Source organism: Geomonas sp. (genome assembly GCF_056994735.1).
In genome coordinates this window covers 1-15795 of record NZ_JBXKJL010000187.1, presented here as the reverse complement: position 1 = coordinate 15795, position 15795 = coordinate 1, and the positions used below count along the sequence as shown (strand labels likewise).

General features: G+C 60.9%; 15 protein-coding genes. 3 read left to right on the top strand and 12 right to left on the bottom strand.

The annotated features are described in order from the left end of the window. The 4 genes from AC11W3_RS08560 to AC11W3_RS08545 form a co-directional block, all read right to left on the bottom strand. Nucleotides 1-1997 (bottom strand): MMPL family transporter (locus tag AC11W3_RS08560; RefSeq protein WP_484092830.1); only part of this gene is annotated, 1997 nt, incomplete at its 3' end. A 6-nt stretch (nt 1998-2003) separates the two neighbouring features. Beyond that, the gene (locus AC11W3_RS08555; protein WP_484089456.1) at nt 2004-2708 is read right to left on the bottom strand and encodes an outer membrane lipoprotein LolB; all 705 of its coding nucleotides are present in this window, start codon (nt 2706-2708) and stop codon (nt 2004-2006) included. Nucleotides 2709-2955: 247 nt separating this feature from the next. Continuing rightward, nucleotides 2956-3876, bottom strand: a complete 921-nt coding sequence (locus AC11W3_RS08550; RefSeq protein WP_484091296.1) for an ABC transporter ATP-binding protein — start codon at nt 3874-3876, stop codon at nt 2956-2958. Nucleotides 3877-3884: 8 nt separating this feature from the next. Beyond that, nucleotides 3885-4913, bottom strand: coding sequence for an HlyD family secretion protein (locus AC11W3_RS08545; RefSeq protein ID WP_484091295.1), 1029 nt, complete (start codon nt 4911-4913; stop codon nt 3885-3887). Nucleotides 4914-5036: 123 nt separating this feature from the next. Between AC11W3_RS08545 and AC11W3_RS08540 the strand changes: the two genes are divergently transcribed. The 3 genes from AC11W3_RS08540 (at nt 5037) to AC11W3_RS08530 (ending at nt 7647) form a co-directional block, all read left to right on the top strand. Continuing rightward, nucleotides 5037-5612, top strand: coding sequence for an ANTAR domain-containing response regulator (locus AC11W3_RS08540; RefSeq protein ID WP_484092829.1), 576 nt, complete (start codon nt 5037-5039; stop codon nt 5610-5612). A gap of 247 nt (nt 5613-5859) precedes the next feature. Continuing rightward, nucleotides 5860-6702, top strand: coding sequence for a zinc metalloprotease HtpX (htpX, locus tag AC11W3_RS08535; protein ID WP_484091293.1), 843 nt, complete (start codon nt 5860-5862; stop codon nt 6700-6702). A 12-nt stretch (nt 6703-6714) separates the two neighbouring features. Then, on the top strand, nt 6715-7647 hold the full coding sequence (locus AC11W3_RS08530; protein WP_484092828.1) for a TerC family protein: 933 nt from the start codon (nt 6715-6717) through the stop codon (nt 7645-7647). Between the two features lie 253 nt (nt 7648-7900). Here AC11W3_RS08530 and AC11W3_RS08525 read toward each other — a convergent pair whose 3' ends face one another. The 8 genes from AC11W3_RS08525 to AC11W3_RS08490 form a co-directional block, all read right to left on the bottom strand. Then, nucleotides 7901-9238, bottom strand: a complete 1338-nt coding sequence (locus AC11W3_RS08525; RefSeq protein ID WP_484090011.1) for a hemolysin family protein — start codon at nt 9236-9238, stop codon at nt 7901-7903. Between the two features lie 312 nt (nt 9239-9550). After that, nucleotides 9551-10051 (bottom strand): chemotaxis protein CheX, encoded by a 501-nt coding sequence (locus tag AC11W3_RS08520; protein ID WP_484090010.1) that lies wholly within the window; start codon nt 10049-10051, stop codon nt 9551-9553. 101 nt (nt 10052-10152) lie between these two features. After that, nucleotides 10153-11358 carry a methionine adenosyltransferase gene (locus AC11W3_RS08515; RefSeq protein WP_484090009.1) on the bottom strand — a complete coding sequence of 402 codons (1206 nt, stop codon included), beginning with the start codon at nt 11356-11358 and terminating at the stop codon, nt 10153-10155. A gap of 244 nt (nt 11359-11602) precedes the next feature. After that, nucleotides 11603-11998: an FxsA family protein gene (locus AC11W3_RS08510; protein WP_484090008.1), complete on the bottom strand. Its 396-nt coding sequence runs from the start codon at nt 11996-11998 to the stop codon at nt 11603-11605. A 37-nt stretch (nt 11999-12035) separates the two neighbouring features. Continuing rightward, nucleotides 12036-13412, bottom strand: coding sequence for a sigma-54-dependent transcriptional regulator (locus AC11W3_RS08505; protein WP_484090007.1), 1377 nt, complete (start codon nt 13410-13412; stop codon nt 12036-12038). A gap of 24 nt (nt 13413-13436) precedes the next feature. After that, nucleotides 13437-14630: a pyridoxal phosphate-dependent aminotransferase gene (locus AC11W3_RS08500; protein ID WP_484090006.1), complete on the bottom strand. Its 1194-nt coding sequence runs from the start codon at nt 14628-14630 to the stop codon at nt 13437-13439. A gap of 27 nt (nt 14631-14657) precedes the next feature. Next, nucleotides 14658-15143: a YchJ family protein gene (locus tag AC11W3_RS08495; protein ID WP_484090005.1), complete on the bottom strand. Its 486-nt coding sequence runs from the start codon at nt 15141-15143 to the stop codon at nt 14658-14660. A gap of 226 nt (nt 15144-15369) precedes the next feature. Then, nucleotides 15370-15663 carry a Dabb family protein gene (locus AC11W3_RS08490; protein WP_484090004.1) on the bottom strand — a complete coding sequence of 98 codons (294 nt, stop codon included), beginning with the start codon at nt 15661-15663 and terminating at the stop codon, nt 15370-15372. Nucleotides 15664-15795 lie beyond the last annotated feature (132 nt).

Below are 15795 nucleotides of genomic sequence, written 5' to 3'. Positions count from 1 at the left end.
TCCTTCAGGAAGGTACGCTGATCGAACTCGGCTCCACGGTAGAAAAGGTAAAAAAGGAGGTGGTAGCCTCCGTCTCCGCTCATCAGGTGCCGCTCGACCACGCCGCGCAGCGGGGAGGCTTCCAGCCGTGAAACAGCCTCCAGCGATGAAACCGGGGTGGCCCCTTTCAGTGACTGAAGACCCGAGACAACAGGGTCGAATGACTCGGCGGCAAAGCCGTTTCTCTCCAACGCCCGCCGAAGTTCCTCCCCCGGGTCCTCATCGCCCATCAGTGCCTTGATCCTTGCCAGCACCCCGACCTGCATGTCCCTGCCGTTTATCACCTGCTCCAGCGATGAATATCCAGCCAGCCGGCGTTTATCCTGATACCCCTGAAGGAGTGCTTCAACCTTCGCCCCCCGGGAGATGACGTCATCCAGCTCTTTCCCCTCAACCGCGACCAGCATCTGCTTCGGGGAGAGGCTCAGATGCTTCTCTATTTTCTCCTGGGTCAGGAAGGCTTCCGAAAGCCTCGGCTGGAGATTTTTGACCTCTCCCTCGAACCCGATGAAGAACGATGCCACCAGGAGGCCGGCAAGGACCAGCAACGAGAGGAGAGCATTCATGAGGGGGCGCCGCCGCGCAATTCGCCATACCCGCCCCAGCCCGAAACCGGGCAAGGGCTTGTAGCGTGCCCCCGGATAACGCCGCTCGGTAAAGATCAGCAGCGGTGGCAGGAAGAGGAAGGTCGCGTACATCGAGAAGATGACACCGAGCCCCACCAGCAGGCCCAACTCGAACAGGGCGCGCACGTCGGAGACCATCAGGATCAGAAACGGGAAGGCGGTGGTCGCCGCGGCCGTGAATACACCGTGACCGCTGTCGACTACAGCCGCTCTCAGCGCCTGGTCCACCGAGGCTCCCGCGGTGCGTTCGGAATAGAAGCGGTCGTAGATATGGATGGAGTAGTCGGTGCCGAGACCGATGATGAGCGCCATGAAGGCGAAGGAGATGATGTGGATGGAACGGAGAAAAAGCCCCGCAACTCCCAGCGCCAGGGCCACCCCGAAGAGGAGGATCAGCGGGATCAGCAGGGTCGGGAGAATCCGGCGGTAGGTGAGGTAGAACAGCCCGAGCACCACGACCAGAGAGGAGCCGATGCAGGCGAGGATGCTCCCTTTCATGGTAGCTTCGTCGATCACCGCGGAGATCTGGGCGCCGGTACAGGAGATATGGACGGAAAAACCACGCCGGGCCTCGTTGATGCCGGCCACCAGCTTACGGGCGAACTCCATGTCCTGCACAGGCCGCGCTGTCTGGGCGATGATGATCAGCACCCGGCCGTCGCGGGAGAGAAAGTATGGGGAAGTGGGATCGAGATCGAGCGACTGGCTCCCCTTTTTCAGGCGGGGGAGGATCAGGTCCCGCAGATACAGAGGGTCGGCGGCGACAAGGTCCCGCAGCGACATCCCCGCCTGGCTTGCCAGTTCCGCCTGTGCGCGACCGAGTGCTCGGTCCATCTGGTCCGGTTGAAGCATGGTCACGTACTCGTTTGCCTGTTCAGGGGCCAGGAAAATCTGGGGGCGGGTAACGGCATAGCCGATGAAATCGGCAAAGGCTGACGCCTCGGCGGGGTCGTAGCTCCGGTAGCTGACCTTGGCAAAGGCGGGTCTGCCATCCACCTGCAGCGCCTTGAGTTTTGCTGCGAAGGCCTCGCCGTCGCGTATCAAGGCATCCTTGTCCCCTTCCAAAAGGAAGAAGGCCTCCCTGGCGCTGCCGCTCCAGTTGAGGGTGTCAAGGAATAGGCGCAGCGCGCCTTGCTGGGAAGGAAAGAGCTTGAAGAAATCGGTTTCGAAATGGAGGTTGAAGATGGATATGGCGGAGAGGACCAGCAGGAGCAGGGAAATGACCGTCACCCTGAGGGGCTTCAGCGTGGTGGCCCGGTAGATCCATTCCAGATGTGCGGCGACGGCGGCCTTGGTGGCAGCGGCTAACCCCGCCGGCGGTAGCTTCGGCATGCGCGCTTAGAAACCTTTGAACTCGGTGAGAGGCAGGATGCTGAACCCTTCCATGTTGGGCGCAAGAGCTGCATCCTCCACGTTCTGGTTTAACAGGGGCTCGTCGAAAGAAATCTTGACCGTCGCGCCGTAGCGGCTCGCGATGACGATGGCCTCGGGGAAGCCGATGCCGTCGATGTTCCGGTAATCCTGATAGGTGACTTCGTCACCTTCCGGAGAAACCTTCCGCTCTATCAGCCCGTTTTCCTCGAAATAGTAGTGATCACCGGACGGTGCATTCATTTCCTTGCTCCCGGGCGAGGGCAATTTTATCGGCGGACGGGCCACCACCCATTTCATCAGGGCCATGCTCTGGAGGATGCTGTTCTCGGGGAGTTGGGAAAAGAGCCCGGTATAGGCCGCCTGCTTGGAAGGAACCAGGCAGGTCAGGCGGTCCTTCTCGATGAAGACCTCGAAGACCGTGAGCCCGAAAGGCGAGAGCAGGGCCATGTGAAAGCGCTGGGGCTCCTTATAGATGAGGAATCCATGGCCGCTGGTGGTGTGTTCGCCACTGGTGACGGAGACGGAGATGGGAGACTGCAGCGTCTCGACTTCACGCCCCGGGACCAGACCGGTCAGCGGTTTCTTCACAGTGACGCAGGCAGAGACACTAAGAACGAGTAGCAACAGGATCAAGTTCTTGGCGAATATTCTGAATCCACGAGATGACATTACAATATCTCCTGAACAATGGATAAGAGGGCGACAACGTCAGTGACCATCAGGGTTGCCATTAAATCATTAAAGAAAGGCAAAGACAATATCTAACAGCAGGTGATTATCCATCAAAGGCAAATCCCCCCTGTCCCCCCTTTGTCAAGGGGGGGACGCTTGGGTCGGATTCACCATTCACCATTCACCATTCACCATTCACCATTCACCATTCACCATTCACCATTCACCATTCACCATTCACCTTTCACCTTAAGAGCGAAACGAAGAGGTCCTCGAGGGAAGCCTCGACCTCCCTGACGGAAATGAGATCGACGCCTGCATCATGAAGGGTCTTTTCCGCGCTGCGCCGGGCCTCATCCGGGTCAGGCGCGTAGAGATGCAGCCTCTCGCCGAAGAGGGCCACCGAGCCTGAGGGGAAAGAAGCGGCCAGCGCCCTCACGCCGCGCCGAGGATCGCTGGTGGTCAGTTCCAGCACTCCACCCTTCATGAGATTTTTGAGCTCTTTCGGCGAATCGCAGGCGAGAAGCCTCCCCTTGTGCATCAGCCCCACCCTGCCGCAACGCTCCGCCTCGTCGAGATAGGCGGTGGCCACGAAGATGGTCACCCCTTCTGCCAGCAAGCCGTAGAGGATACGCCAGAAGTCGCGACGGGAAACGGGGTCGACGCCGTTGGTCGGCTCGTCCAGGAAGAGGACGCGCGGCTTGTGCACCAGCGCGCAGGCCAGCCCGAGCTTTTGCTTCATCCCTCCTGACAGCTTTCCTGCAGGGCGCTTCTTGAAGGGGGTGAGCTTCCCGAAGGCCAGGAGTTCCTCGATCCTCTCCTCCCGCCCCCGGCGCGGAATCATCTGGATATCGGCATAAAAGAGGAGGTTTTCCAGAACGGTCAGGTCGGGGTAGAGCCCGAAGCGCTGGCTCATGTAGCCGATCTTGCCGCGCACCGACTCCGCCGGGTTCCTCATGCTCTCTCCCAGCACGAAGGCTTCTCCGCCGCTGGGATCCATGATGCCGGTCAGCATCCGCAGCGTCGTGGTCTTGCCGGCCCCGTCGGATCCCACCAGCCCGAAGAGCTGACCCTGCGGTACGGTCAGGGTCAGCTCCTCCACAGCGGTGAGCGGGCCGAAGGACTTGGAGAGCTTCTCCGTCCTTATCGCGTAAGTCCCCCCCATGCCTCTACCTACCGCGCCTGAACAGGGACCGGCGCCCCGGCCGGCTGAGCAGGACCGACCTCGATCTCGGCGTCGGCAGGCATGCCGGGCTTGAGCTCCATCCCGGGATTATTCAGGGAGATCTTGATGCGGTAGACCAGCTTCACCCGCTCCTTTTCGGTCTGTACGTTCTTGGGGGTGAACTCCGCCTCGCTGGATATGAAGCTGACCCGGCCTTCGAAGACCCTGCCGCCGAGGCTGTCGGTCGTCACCCTCGCACGCTGCCCGATCTTGACCCTCCCGAGCTCGGTCTCCGGGATATACCCTTTCAACCAGCATTGCGTCAGGTCCCCCAGGGTAATCACCGGGGTCCCGGGAGCAACCTGCTCCCCCGGCTCGACCGACTTGGAGAGCACCACCCCGGAGATGGGGGCCACCAGGGTGGCATAGCCGAACCGTTCCTTCGAGCTGGCCAGACGCGCCTGCGCCGCCTTGAAGCGCGCCCTCATCTCGTCGATCCGCTCCCGCCTGGGTCCCTTGCGGAGCAGCGTCAGGGCCTCCCTGCGCTCGCGCACCGCGGCCCGGGCCTGCTCGTCAGCGGCCCGTGCGACATCGAGCTCGCGCTTGGGAATGACCTCCTTGTTGTACAAGGCGACGTCCCGCTTGTAGTCGGCCGCCACCCGCACGGCCTCCGCTTCGGCCCTGGCTAGTTGGGCTTCACCCTGGGAGATCTCCTCGCGCCTGGAGCCAGCTTCGGCCTCGGCGAGGTTGGCGGCGGCCGCATCGGCATCCGCCTGCGCCTGCCGCAGCTCGTCGTTCAGCTCGGCATCCTCGAGCCTCGCAACGACGTCTCCCTGCTTCACCCGCGCCCCTTCATCCACCAGCCGCGCCGAGACCCGGCCCGGAACCTTGAAGCTCACCTGTACCTCGGTCAACTCGATGTTTCCCGAAATCCGCAGTAGCCCGGCGTGAGAGTCGTCGCCTGACCGCCGGAAATACCATATAAGGGCCGCTACCAAAACAACCAATAATACCGCCAGGATGATCCCTCTTCTCACATCCACCTCCGATCACCTCCAAGTTATAGCATCAGTTAATTGGTTTTGGAACGCTTTATGCTCATTTACATCCCGTTATGCCGGATCGCGGTGGTCCGAATCGCCGTAAGGGGGTGAAAAGACATGGGAAGAGCAGTCCTGTACATTCGCGACGAGAAGCTCCTGGGGAGCCTAAAAAAGAGGCTGCAGGGAAGAGGGTTTGCTGAAATAATAGCTTCGCACGGTCCGGGTGAGCTTTACGCCGAGGCGTTGGAGAGCCGTGCGGAGGTAGCCGTCATAGAGTTCTCCCCTTCCGACGGCGGCCTCAGCGCGATGGTGAAGAAACTCTGGGACCGGCTCTCCATCCCGATCATCATCATCGCAGACAGCTGCGATGTGGAGGGTGTGCAGCTCTGGGGGGAGTCGGTCATCTCGACCATCCTGGCCAAGCCGGTAAGGGAAGACGAGCTGATGGCGGCACTGGTCCTCTCCCTGGCGGCGGCGCGCAGGGTGGAGAAGCTCAAGGAGGAGGTCGCCAGCCTCAAGGAGAACATCGAAAGCAGGAAGATGGTCGAGAAGGCCAAGGGCCGGCTCATGGAGCGGGACAAGCTGACCGAGGCGGAGGCGTTCCGCAGAATGCAGCGACTGGCCATGGACCGCAGGATCTCGATGCGCCAGCTGGCCGAGGCCATCCTGCTCTCGGACCGGATAGGATGCTGATAATTATTAAAGAAACAGGTTGACACCAAGCAGTGCAGTAATTATATTTCACCTTAGTAAAGGGGAGTAGCAATCGGCTCTTGAAGAGCCGACCCGTCAGTTCGTCAGGACGGCCTTATGGCCCGGACACGGGACTATGACCAACGTCAGTGTATGCGAGACCTTTACCCAGTGCCAAGAAGCGCTCGGGTAAAGGTCTTTTTTATTACCGCTACCACCCGGGCGATACCAACGCAGGAGGTACGAGATGAACAGATTCAAGACCGCAGTTCTACTGACCGCACTGACACTCATCATGGTGGCCATGGGCCAGGCCATCGGTGGCCGGGGAGGGATGTACTTCGCCTTCTTCATGGCCTGCGCCATGAACCTCTTCTCCTACTGGTTCTCGGACAAGATCGTGCTGCGCATGTACGGCGCCCAGGAGATCACCGAGATGGAGAACCCGATGTTCTACGGCATCGTGAGGAAGCTGGCCGTCCAGGGCGGGCTCCCCATGCCGCGGGTCTACATCATCCCTTCCGAAAGCCCCAACGCCTTCGCCACCGGCAGAAACCCGGAGCATGCCGCTGTCGCCGCGACGCAAGGGATCATGCGGATACTCACCCCGGAGGAACTGGAAGGTGTGATGGCCCACGAATTGAGCCACGTCGCCAACCGGGACATCCTCATCTCCACCATCGCGGCAACCATCGCCGGGGCCATCTCGATGCTGGGGAACATGCTGCAGTGGGGGGCGATCCTGGGAAGCAGGAACGATGAGGACGAAGGGGGCGGGGTCCTGGGTGGGCTCGCCATGGCCATCATCGCCCCCATTGCGGCCATGCTGATCCAGATGGCGGTGTCCAGGTCCCGGGAATACCTGGCGGACGAAGGTGGCGCGAGGCTCTGCGGACGACCGCTGGCGCTGGCGAACGCACTGCGCAAGCTGGAGAGTTCCTCGCGGATGCTCCCCATGGAGGAGGCGCGCCCTGCTACCGCGCACCTCTTCATCGTGAATCCGTTGAGCGGGAGTTCTCTTATGCAGCTCTTTTCGACCCATCCCCCCATGGAGGAGAGGATCGCCAGACTTGAGCAGATGGCACGCTAGAAAGGGGGAGTGATGTCGATTCAAACCGCCATGTGGCTGGGGTTCGCAGCCGTGATAGCCTTCATGTTCCTCCTGGACCTGTGGGTCTTCCGGCACAGCCACGAGATCCGCTTCCGCGAGGCCCTGACCTGGACCGCCGTCTGGGTCGGCCTCGCCGCCGCCTTCAACGTCGCCGTCTTGATCTACCTCGGTCACGACAAGGCTCTGGAGTTCCTCACCGGTTACCTGATCGAGGAATCGCTGTCGGTCGACAACCTCTTCGTCTTCATCATGATCTTCAGCTATTTCGGGGTTTCAAAGGCTCACCAGCCCAAGATCCTGAAGTGGGGGATCATAGGTGCGCTGGTGATGAGGGGGATCTTCATCGTGGTGGGGATCGAGCTGATCGAGCGCTTCCACTGGATCGTGTACATCTTTGGTGCCATCCTGGTCTACACCGGGTTCAAGATGGCTTTCGGAGGGGAAGAGAAGATCGAACCGGAGAACAACCTCCTGGTCCGGTTGCTGCGAAGGTTCGTCCCGATCACCAAGAGGGCCAAGGGGGACCGGTTCTTCATCAAAAGGGCCGGAATTCTGGCGGCGACACCGCTGCTGCTGACGCTGGTGGTGGTCGAATCGAGCGACCTGATCTTCGCAGTCGACTCGATTCCGGCCGTGCTGGCGGTGACCCGCGACCCGCTCATCGTCTACAGTTCCAACGTCTTCGCCATCATGGGACTGCGTTCCCTGTACTACCTGCTGGCAAACGTCATGGAGATGTTCGCCTACCTGAAGCTCGGGGTCTCCTTCATACTCGCCTTCGTGGGGGCCAAGATGCTCCTGGTCGACGTGGTCGATATCCCGCTACCATTCTCGCTGGGAATTATCGTCGGGACGCTGGTGATTTCCGTCCTGGCGTCGGTCCTCATTGCGGGGAAGCATCATCGCCCGCATGGAAGAAAATAATCGTGAAGCGACTTCCCCCTTGGGAACCGAGGGGGAAGCTTAAAGACACGTGTGCACCCTTCGACAGGCTCAGGGCGAACGGCAACATAACTTCGGCAGGCTCCGGAGAACCGCAGCACACTCGACTGTCGTTCCCAGTTCCCAGTTCCCAGTTCCCAGTTCCCAGTTCCCAGTTCCCAGTTCCCAGTTCCCAGTTCCCAGTTCCCAGTTCCCAGTTCCCAGTTCCCAGTCCCTAGTCCCTAGTCCCTAGTCCCTAATCCCCAGCCCCTAGTCCCTCAGGTTTCTCAGGTTCCTGCTTCTTCACGATCCTGACCTTGGAAATGGCGGTGGGGGTCACCTCCTCGCAGATCAGGGTATACTCGCCCAGTTCCAGCATCTCTCCCTGCTCCGGGAACCCGCCGATGCGGTCCAGGATAAAACCTGCCAGGGTGTCGTAGGGAAGATCCTCCCCCAGGTCCATCTCCAGCAGGTCCTCGAGATCGGAGATCGAGATGAGGGCGTCGACCAGGAAGGCGCCGTCCGCCAGCACCTGCACCGTGCCCGGCTCGCCCACATCGTGCTCATCCTCGATCTCGCCCACCAGTTCCTCCAGGAGGTCCTCAGTGGTCACTATCCCGCTGATGCCGCCGTACTCATCGACCACGAATGCCATATGGTTGCGGTTCTTCTGCATTTCCTTCAGCAGGTCGCTCACCTTCTTCCCCTCCGGCACGAAGAAGGGGGGGCGGACGATGGAGCGGATGTCGAAGCCGGGCTCCTGCACCATCCGGCCCAGCAGGTCCTTGCCGTGGATGAAGCCGACCGTCTCCTCGATGCTGCCAAGGTAGACGGGATAGCGCGAGTACATGTTGTCCAGCACCCCTTTTACGATCTGCTCCTTCGGGAGGTTGAGGTCGAAAGCCACCACCCGCGTGCGCGGAACCATGACCTCACGGACCGTGGTATGGGTGAAGTCGAAGACGTTTTCGATGAAGGTCTGCTCGGTCTCGCTGAAGATCCCGCTTTCATGCCCCTCGGCCACGATGTGCTGTACCTCCTCACGGGTCATGAACCCCCTTCTCTCCCCTCCCTTGAGGCGCAAGAGGGCGAAGACGGCCTTGCTGGAGTAGGTCAGCAAGGCCACCAGCACCCCGGCGATCCTGGCCAGCACGGTGATAGGCTTGGCAACCTTGAGAGCGAGGGTATCGGCATACTGCAATCCCAGGGTCTTCGGCACCAGCTCGCCCAGGATCAGCAGGAGGTAGGAGATGGCGGAAACCACGATGGTGATTGCCACAGGCTCGGCGGCATTGCGCACTACGGCGAAGGAGGAGCGTTGCAGGATGGGGCGGATGTAGTCGACCGCGATCACACCGCCGACCGCCGAGGCTGTGGATCCGACGACTGTCACCCCGATCTGCACGATGGCCAGCAGGCGGTGGGGGTCCTGCTGGAGGGTCTCGACCATGGCTGCCCGGTGGTCGCCTTGGGCAACCAGCTGGGCCACCCTGCTTTTTCTGACGGATATGATGGCGAACTCGGCACAGGAGAAAAAGCCGTTGATGATGATGAGGATGAAGATGACGATCAGCTCAACGAAGACGGTGTCCAAAAAACCTCCCCAGGATGATGCGGAATATCACATGTTGCTGCAAATATCAGCAATTACTCATTTTCACCGTATCGCCCTCTCTTGTCAACCATTTGTAGAGCCCGCGGGTCATGAGGAGAATCGCTTCCGGATTATCGAGGGGCGTCGGTCGAAGTATGGGAGGAGGTGGTTCGGCTGACAATGCAACCGGAGGAGGTCTTTCGGTGCGATTTGAGGGAGGCCGGCAGCAGACGCCGTGCGGCCTGTCTGACGGGGCGCCGCCGCTGACCGCGTAGAAATCGGCGAAGACAGGATGACGACCTGGTGGAGGTGCTATTTTCCGATCTTGAAGGTGAGGAGGAAGCGTTCACCCTCGCAGTCAAAGGGAATGACCAGCGCTTCCGATGTCGAGATGCTCTCCAGCACGTAATCGCTGCCATAGATGACGGTGGGGATGGAGAGGTTGATGTCCGCCCCTTTGGGGGAGAAGATGTGTTTGACGTCACCGCCGATCATATTGGCAATCTCACCCATGGCGTCGTTGACGTCGTTGTCTATCTCGGTGACGTCCATCCCCAGCATGTTGGTGGTGACCTTCAGGGCGAGATTTTTGGGGCAGTGGATGGCGAGGATGCCGGAATGGCTCCCGGCCAGGCCGACCATGCTGGTCATGGTGTCATGAAAGGAGACAACAGGTTCCGTCAACGGACTCTGGTCGACAACATCCAGCATGACCATGGTGGAGAAGACCCCCTTGGTAATCTCGGCAATCCTCGACCTGACATCGTCTTCGGTCAAGCCGGCTTCGCTCAGGACAGTAGGATCAAGGCCCATAAAAACACCCCTCCGTCTATAATAAACGTTTCTAGTGTAACCAATAACCTGCAAAAAAAAAGCGAAGTGCTGAAAAAACCGCCCTGGCAGGCCCTCCCGCATCAGCTCACCGGGTACTCCCCTCTCGCCAGGGCGAGGCAGAAATCGTTCATTCGGGAAAATTCTCTCTCCAACAGCTCCCTCACCCTACCCTCGACCTCCGCTAGCCGCCTCCCCGGCGCCGTCAGGAGCTGGACGTTGGCCATCACCGGCCTGTCCACGGGATCGCCGATCCGGCTCAGCAAGAGTACGAATGCCCCCTGCACCCCCTCCACCTCCTGGCAAAGGTCACGGGCCATCTTGTGGGAGAGGATGTTGTAGATCTTTCCCACGTGGCTCATCGGGTTCTTGCCGGCGGCGGCTTCAGTTCCGATGGGCCTGCCGATCGGGATGAGCCCGTTGACCCGATTCCCCCTCCCGACCTGACCTGAGTCGGCATCCTCGGCCGAAGTCCCCAAGAGGGAGAGGTAGACGCCGCCAAGGCCGCGCCCGGGCTGGTCGAGGGTGTTGAAATTCACGGAGACGCGGCTGAAGCCGGCCGCCCGAGCGGCGACGAAGCGGCGCATTTCCGAGCTTATCGCCTCCTTCCGGGCGAAGTATTCACCCTCAGAATGGACAGCCGCGGCAAGGAGCGGCATGGCCACCGTCAGCTCCAGTTCGTTGTGGCAGCGAAGCCCCATCACTTTCACGTCCTCTCCTGTTTCGGGAAAGAGGGCCTTGAAGCGCTCCCCGTTCAATTCCCGCTCGACGGCCAGCACCGCCTCTTCGGTGGGACTGAGCGGGAAGTAGCCGACCGCGGCGGAGGTGTCGTTCGCGCCCCTGATCGCCCCGGGGCGCTCGAAGATGTCGGTCAGTTCCTGCGAACCGGGAGCGAGCTTGAAACGGAAAGTGACGTGCTCGTCTGGGTCGACGTAGCGCAGGTGCTTCCTGATCCATCCCTTCGCGGCCGCGAGCGCGATGTCACGAACCGGAATTTCCCTGCCGGAGGCGGCAATGGTGGCGCGGTCGCCGATGGTCAGTTCCATCGGCTGGATGACCCTCCCGCCGCCGAACCATTTCTCGACGCGCCCGGCGGCGAGGAGACCCTTGTCGATGTTGTGGTGCAGGATGGTGCCGAAATCCGAGAGGTAGGCCTGGGAAAGGGCCACGGAGATGGCGTCCATGACGCAGTCGCAGATCTGGTCCGGGTGGCCTGTACCCTTCCGCTCCACGATCTCCACGCTCTGCTCCGTGATACTTACTCCCCTGTACTCCTCTATCAGGATCATCTCGGGCGTCCTTTGTCTTAGCCATTGAAATCTTTGGGTGAAACGGACATGGCAAGAGTTTAGCCCAAAAAGTGAGGGGCGCAACGACCGCGGCCAGTGGGGAAGGAGATGGAGGACGGGAGGGAGCCGGGGAGGAGATCCGGGATTTGTATTTCGGGATTGTCAGAGGGAGCGGGAGTCGTAGGAGCGGCATCCCGCCGCGAAGAGGTTCAGGGACTTCGGGCGATGATCAGCGGGGAGGGGATCAGAAACGGCGCTTGACCACGAAGGCGCCCCTGGCGAGGCGCTTCTGCAGCCAGATCCCCAGCCACATCTTGATCACTCTGCGGGTCAGCGGGACCAGAAAGAAAATACCCAGGAAATCGGTGAAGAAGCCGGGGGTCATCAGCAAGACGCCGCCGACCAGGACCAGCGCGCCGTCCAGAAGTTGCGCCGCGGGAACCCTCCCCTGTGACAGCTCGGAGCGGATCTCGGTGAAGATCCTGAAGCCCTGGGTGCGAACGAGCCAGGCGCCCAGCAGGCTGATGGAGAGGAGCAGCGCCACGGTGGGCAGCCCCCCGATCAGCGAGCCAACCTTGATCAACAGGTAGATTTCGATGACCGGGATGATGGAGAAGAGAAGGAAAAGTCGTAACACCATATGTGACTCCTGCAGACTGAGAAGATGTTGCTCCGGCTTACTTCTTCATGTCGATGCCGTAGCTCTTGATCTTCCTGTGCAGGTTGCTGCGTTCGAGCTCGATGGCTTCCGCGGTACGGGAGACGTTCCAGTCGTTCTCCTCGAGCTTCTGGATGATGAACTCGCGCTCGAACTCCTCGCGGGCCTCGCGCAGGCTGGAGAGCTCAAGGACGCTGTCGAGCTTTCCGCCTCCCCCTTCCCTGCCGCCGGCATCGGCGGAGAGATAGTCGGGGAGATGGTTCAGGGTGATGGTGCCGCCAGGGGTCATGATCACCAGGCGCTCCACGATGTTCTTCAACTCCCTTACGTTCCCCGGCCAGTCGTAGCGCTGCATCGCCTCCATGGCCTCCGGCACGATCCGCTTCAGCTCACGCCCTTCCCGCCTGCAGAAGGCTTCGAGGAAATAGCCGGTCAGCAGCGGGATGTCGTCTCGCCGGTCCCGCAGGGGCGGAACCTTGAAGGGAACGACGTTCAGACGGTAGAAGAGGTCTTCGCGGAAGGCGCCGTTCCTGATCTCCTCCTCGAGGAGCTTGTTGGTCGCCGCCACGATCCTTACGTCCACCTCCAGGGTCCTCGTCCCCCCTACCCTCTCGAACTTCTGCTCCTGCAGTATCCGCAGCACCTTGGCCTGGGTCTTCAGGGACATGTCCCCGATCTCGTCCAGGAAAAGCGTCCCGCCGTCGGCCAGATCGAACTTCCCCTTCTTCTGGGCCACCGCCCCGGTGAAGGCCCCCCGCTCATGGCCGAAGAGCTCGCTCTCGATCAGCTCCTCAGGGATGGCGGCGCAGTTGATCTCCACGAAAGGCTTTTCCCGGCGCTGACTGTGGAAATGGACCGAGCGGGCGACCAGTTCCTTTCCCGTGCCGTTTTCGCCGGTGATCAGCACCGAGGCGTTGGTCGGCGCCACCATGCGGATCTGCTCCCTCAGTTGCACCATCGCCGCAGAGCCGCCGATCATCTCGTGGCTTTGCAGCACCATGCCGCGCAGCGAGGCGTTCTCCTCCTTGAGCCTGGTCATGGCCAAGGCATTCTCCACCGTGACCACCACCTTCTCCAGCGACAGGGGTTTCTCGATGAAATCGTAGGCGCCGAGCTTGGTGGACTTGACGGCGGTCTCGATGGTGCCGTGCCCGCTCATCATGATGACGTTCAGCGAGGGGTGCTGCTCCTTGAGCCGCTTGAGGGTCTCGATGCCGTCGATCCCCGGCATCCAGATGTCGAGGAGGACCAGTCCCGGGAGCTCCCGCGCACAGAGGGCCAGAGCCTCCGCGCCGTCGGCGGCGCATGCGGTCCGGTATCCTTCGTCCTCGAGAATCCCCGCCAGTGCCGACCGGATCCCCTCTTCGTCGTCTACGATCAGTATCGTTTCAGTCATCGACGTCCTTTACATCCTTCTCTTTCAGCCCTTCAGCCCCATCTCGCGGGCGAGTTTCTGCCAGGAGTCGAGGCTGCGCTCGATCATCCCTTTATCAACACAGTAGGCGATCCTGAAGTAGCCGGGGGCGCCGAAGCCTGCCCCGGGGACCAGCAGGATCCTGTGCTTCTGCGCGGCCCTCACAAATTCCACGTCGTCGGCGAGCGGCGATTTCGGGAAGAAATAGAAGGCGCCATCGGGGCGGACCATCTCGAACCCCATGCCGGTCAGCGCATTGTACAGGAGATCCCGCTTCTCCTGGTAGGCGGCGATATCGACCGAGATGTGCTGCAGATCGGCCACCAGCCGCTGCATGAGCGCCGGGGCGTTCACGAAACCGAGGACGCGGTTCGAGAAGACCGCCCCTTCCATGAACTGCTCCACGTCCTTCATCCTCGGGCTCGCCGCGAGGTATCCGATCCGCTCGCCCGGAAGCGCCAGGTCCTTGCTATGGGAGGTGACTATGACGGAATTGGTTACGTAGCGGAAGATATTCGGGACGTGCTTGCCGTCGTAGGAGATCCTGGCATAGGGCTCGTCGGAGATCACGCAGATCTGGCTGCCGAATTCCTGCTCCTTGGCGCTCACCATTTCGCCCAGTGCCGTGAGGCTCCCGGCCGGGTAGATGACGCCGGTCGGGTTGTTGGGGGAGCAGATGATGATGGCGCGGGTCTTGGCGGTGATCGCCTCCCCGATCTTCTCGACGTCGAGCTGGAAGGTTTCGGGATCGGTCCAGACCTCGACCGGAACACCGCCGTGGTTGTCGATGTAGAATTTGTACTCGACGAAGAAGGGAACGAGGATGATGACCTCGTCACCGGGGTTGAGGATGGTCTTGAGGACGACGTTGAGCGCCCCGCCTGCCCCGCAGGTCATCACCACCTGCCCGCCTTGCACCGGGAGGTCGGACGCGCTGCTCAGGGCCCTTGCCACGGCATTGCGGGTCTCGATGTACCCCGCGTTGTTCATGTAACGGTGCATTCCCGGGATCGGGGACTGGGCGAGCTTCAGGAAGGCATCGTTGAATTCCCGGGGCGGTTCCACGTCCGGGTTCCCCAAGGTGAAGTCATAGACGTTGTCCGCGCCGAATTGCTTGCGCAGCAATTCCCCTTCCTCGAACATCTTTCTGATCCACGACGCCCTTGATATAAAACCGGCAATCTTGCTGGCGATGACCATATTCGAACTCCTTCTAGAGAATCGTAACTATTTCCCGCAGCACTTCTTGTACTTCTGGCCGCTGCCGCAGGGGCAGGGCTCGTTGCGGCCCACCTTGGCGCTCACGATCGGCTGCTGTCGTCCGGCCGGTTTGCCGTCGGTGAAGAACCACCGGTCCTTTTCCTTCTTGAAAAGCCCCAGCTCGTGATGCTCCCTCGGCTCGCCCTTCTCCTCGAAACGGGCGATGAACTCGACCTCGCCGGTGGGGTCGTCGACCCCGCCGTTCTTGACCGAGATTATCTCGAGTCCCTGCCAGTCGGCGCTCTCAGCCCACTCCTTGGTCCCTGCATGGTCATACCCCTCGCGGTGCTTGGGGTGGGTGGTTTCGTATATGTAATCGGTCTCCACCTTGACGTAGGCGGAATAGCGGGAACGCATCAGCGCCTCCGCAGTCTCCGCAGGGCGCGCACCCTTGATTCTCGGTTCGCAGCACTCTGCGTAGGCCAGACCGGTTCCACATGGACACTGCTCCATCTCTTTGCTCCTCCTGTTTCGGTTCTGTTTCTTGAAATTTAAGTCCTGATTTAAGGCTGTCCCCGCTCACTCAGGCATCCCCCCGCCCCTCACTGTACAAGAGGGTTAGGTGTGATGGCGTCTACGCCAACACACCAAGATTCCCCCGCCCCTCGCGGGAGGGGGTTAGGGGGTGGGGGGGCGAGAGAAGCGGAGTGAATGCGGGAGCGGCGCGACGTATCTCGGGTTACAGCGTCTGGTAGTCGGCGGCGACCACGGAAGAGGAAACGCTCCTCATGTAGGCTGCCACCTCATTGGCGTGGTAGGGATGCACCTGGTAAGCCTGCAGATCGTCCCAGGAATCGAACTTCGTCACCAGGGCTATGTCGGCGGAACGCTCGGAATGGATCTGGTCGACACCTACCTCCAGATAGCGCAGCAGCTCGACCTTCCCTTCCATGCTGAGCAGCAGGGTCCGGGCTTTCTCTACAGTCTCCTCGGTCCGCTCCTTGAGCTTGAATAATACGATATGAGTTACCATGTCTTTCTCCTGACAGTCGTGATGTCCAAACGGATATCATGTAATACATCGGCGTCCGCCCCCGTGTCAACGGCGGGAAGAAAAATCCCCATAAAAAGTGCAATAACCGGTTGCATTGCACGGACAATGCTG